Here is a 3024-nt window from a genome sequence, read left to right as displayed (position 1 = left end):
TTGAAAACTAGATAACAGAAATGTATGTAAGAAGATTGATCGTAAGATCCTTAAGAATTAACTGTAATAATGGTTAAGTTAATAAGGGCGCACGGTGGATGCCTTGGCACTAGGAGCCGAAGAAGGACGTGACTAACGACGATATGCTTCGGGGAGCTGTAAGTAAGCTTTGATCCGGAGATTTCCGAATGGGGAAACCCACTACTCGTAATGGAGTAGTATCTTCACCTGAATACATAGGGTGATGAAGGCAGACCCGGGGAACTGAAACATCTTAGTACCCGGAGGAAGAGAAAGCAAACGCGATTTCCTGAGTAGCGGCGAGCGAAACGGAATCAGCCCAAACCAAGAGGCTTGCCTCTTGGGGTTGTAGGACACTCTATACGGAGTTACAAAGGAACGAGGTAAGTGAAGTGGTCTGGAAAGGCCCGCCAAAGAAGGTAAAAGCCCTGTATTTGAAACTTCGTTCCCTCCAGAGTGGATCCTGAGTACGGCGGGACACGAGAAATCCCGTCGGAAGCAGGGAGGACCATCTCCCAAGGCTAAATACTCCCTAGTGACCGATAGTGAACCAGTACCGTGAGGGAAAGGTGAAAAGCACCCCGGAAGGGGAGTGAAATAGATCCTGAAACCGTGTGCCTACAAGTAGTCAGAGCCCTGTGAATCTTTTCCTTGTGAAAAATTCCGGGTGATGGCGTGCCTTTTGTAGAATGAACCGGCGAGTTACGATCCCGTGCAAGGTTAAGTTGAGAAGACGGAGCCGCAGCGAAAGCGAGTCTGAATAGGGCGTTTGAGTACGTGGTCGTAGACCCGAAACCAGGTGATCTACCCATGTCCAGGGTGAAGTTCAGGTAACACTGAATGGAGGCCCGAACCCACGCACGTTGAAAAGTGCGGGGATGAGGTGTGGGTAGCGGAGAAATTCCAATCGAACCTGGAGATAGCTGGTTCTCTCCGAAATAGCTTTAGGGCTAGCCTCGAGTTTAGAGTCTTGGAGGTAGAGCACTGATTGGACTAGGGGCCCTCATCGGGTTACCGAATTCAGTCAAACTCCGAATGCCAAAGACTTATACTCGGGAGTCAGACTGCGAGTGATAAGATCCGTAGTCAAAAGGGAAACAGCCCAGACCACCAGCTAAGGTCCCAAAGTATACGTTAAGTGGAAAAGGATGTGGAGTTGCCCAGACAACCAGGATGTTGGCTTAGAAGCAGCCACCATTTAAAGAGTGCGTAATAGCTCACTGGTCGAGTGACTCTGCGCCGAAAATGTACCGGGGCTAAACGTATCACCGAAGCTGTGGACTCCTAACGGAGTGGTAGGAGAGCGTTCTAAGGGCGTTGAAGCTAGACCGGAAGGACTAGTGGAGCGCTTAGAAGTGAGAATGCCGGTATGAGTAGCGAAAGACAAGTGAGAATCTTGTCCACCGAATGCCTAAGGTTTCCTGAGGAAGGCTCGTCCGCTCAGGGTTAGTCAGGACCTAAGCCGAGGCCGAAAGGCGTAGGCGATGGACAACAGGTTGATATTCCTGTACCACCTCCTCACCGTTTGAGCAATGGGGGGACGCAGAAGGATAGAGAATCGCGCTGTTGGATATGCGCGTCCAAGCAGTAAGGCTGGTAAGTAGGCAAATCCGCTTACCATAAGGCTGAGCTGTGATGGCGAGGGAATTATAGTACCGAAGTTCTTGATTTCACGCTGCCAAGAAAAGCCTCTAGCGAGGTGAGAGGTGCCTGTACCGCAAACCGACACAGGTAGGCGAGGAGAGAATCCTAAGGTGATCGGGAGAACTCTCGTTAAGGAACTCGGCAAAATGACCCCGTAACTTCGGGAGAAGGGGTGCTCTGGTAGGGTGAAAGCCCGAGAGAGCCGCAGTGAAAAGGCCCAAGCGACTGTTTAGCAAAAACACAGGTCTCTGCGAAGCCGTAAGGCGAAGTATAGGGGCTGACACCTGCCCGGTGCTGGAAGGTTAAGAGGAGAGGTTAGCGTAAGCGAAGCTTTGAATTGAAGCCCCAGTAAACGGCGGCCGTAACTATAACGGTCCTAAGGTAGCGAAATTCCTTGTCAGGTAAGTTCTGACCCGCACGAAAGGTGTAACGATTTGGGCACTGTCTCAACGAGAGACCCGGTGAAATTATAGTACCTGTGAAGATGCAGGTTACCCGCGACAGGACGGAAAGACCCCGTGGAGCTTTACTATAGCCTGATATTGAATTTTGGTACAGCTTGTACAGGATAGGTAGGAGCCTTTGAAGCCGGAGCGCTAGCTTCGGTGGAGGCGTTGGTGGGATACTACCCTGGTTGTATTGAAATTCTAACCCACAGCCGTTATCCGGCTGGGAGACAGTGTCAGGTGGGTAGTTTGACTGGGGCGGTCGCCTCCTAAAATGTAACGGAGGCGCCCAAAGGTTCCCTCAGAATGGTTGGAAATCATTCGTAGAGTGTAAAGGCACAAGGGAGCTTGACTGCGAGACCTACAAGTCGAGCAGGGACGAAAGTCGGGCTTAGTGATCCGGTGGTTCCGCATGGAAGGGCCATCGCTCAACGGATAAAAGCTACCCCGGGGATAACAGGCTTATCTCCCCCAAGAGTCCACATCGACGGGGAGGTTTGGCACCTCGATGTCGGCTCATCGCATCCTGGGGCTGTAGTCGGTCCCAAGGGTTGGGCTGTTCGCCCATTAAAGCGGTACGCGAGCTGGGTTCAGAACGTCGTGAGACAGTTCGGTCCCTATCCGTCGTGGGCGCAGGAAATTTGAGAGGAGCTGTCCTTAGTACGAGAGGACCGGGATGGACACACCGCTGGTGTACCAGTTGTTCTGCCAAGGGCATCGCTGGGTAGCTATGTGTGGACGGGATAAGTGCTGAAAGCATCTAAGCATGAAGCCCCCCTCGAGATGAGATTTCCCATTCTTTTGAAGTAAGACCCCTGAGAGACGATCAGGTTGATAGGTCTGGGGTGGAAGCGTGGCAACACGTGGAGCTGACAGATACTAATAGGTCGAGGACTTAACCAAAATAAGTAAA

The 3024-nt window shown here is 51.6% G+C and carries 1 rRNA gene; it reads left to right on the top strand.

Annotation, left to right across the window (positions count from 1 at the left end):
* The first annotated feature begins 71 nt into the window (after nt 1-71).
* Nucleotides 72-3014: ribosomal RNA gene (locus ACOI1C_RS22350) — 23S ribosomal RNA — on the top strand.
* Nucleotides 3015-3024 lie beyond the last annotated feature (10 nt).

Origin of the sequence: Bacillus sp. DJP31, from assembly GCF_049310945.1 — a bacterium.
Classification (GTDB): domain Bacteria; phylum Bacillota; class Bacilli; order Bacillales; family SA4; genus Bacillus_BS.
Note: the sequence above shows the minus strand (reverse complement) of the source record. Positions and strands in the feature narration are given on the sequence as shown.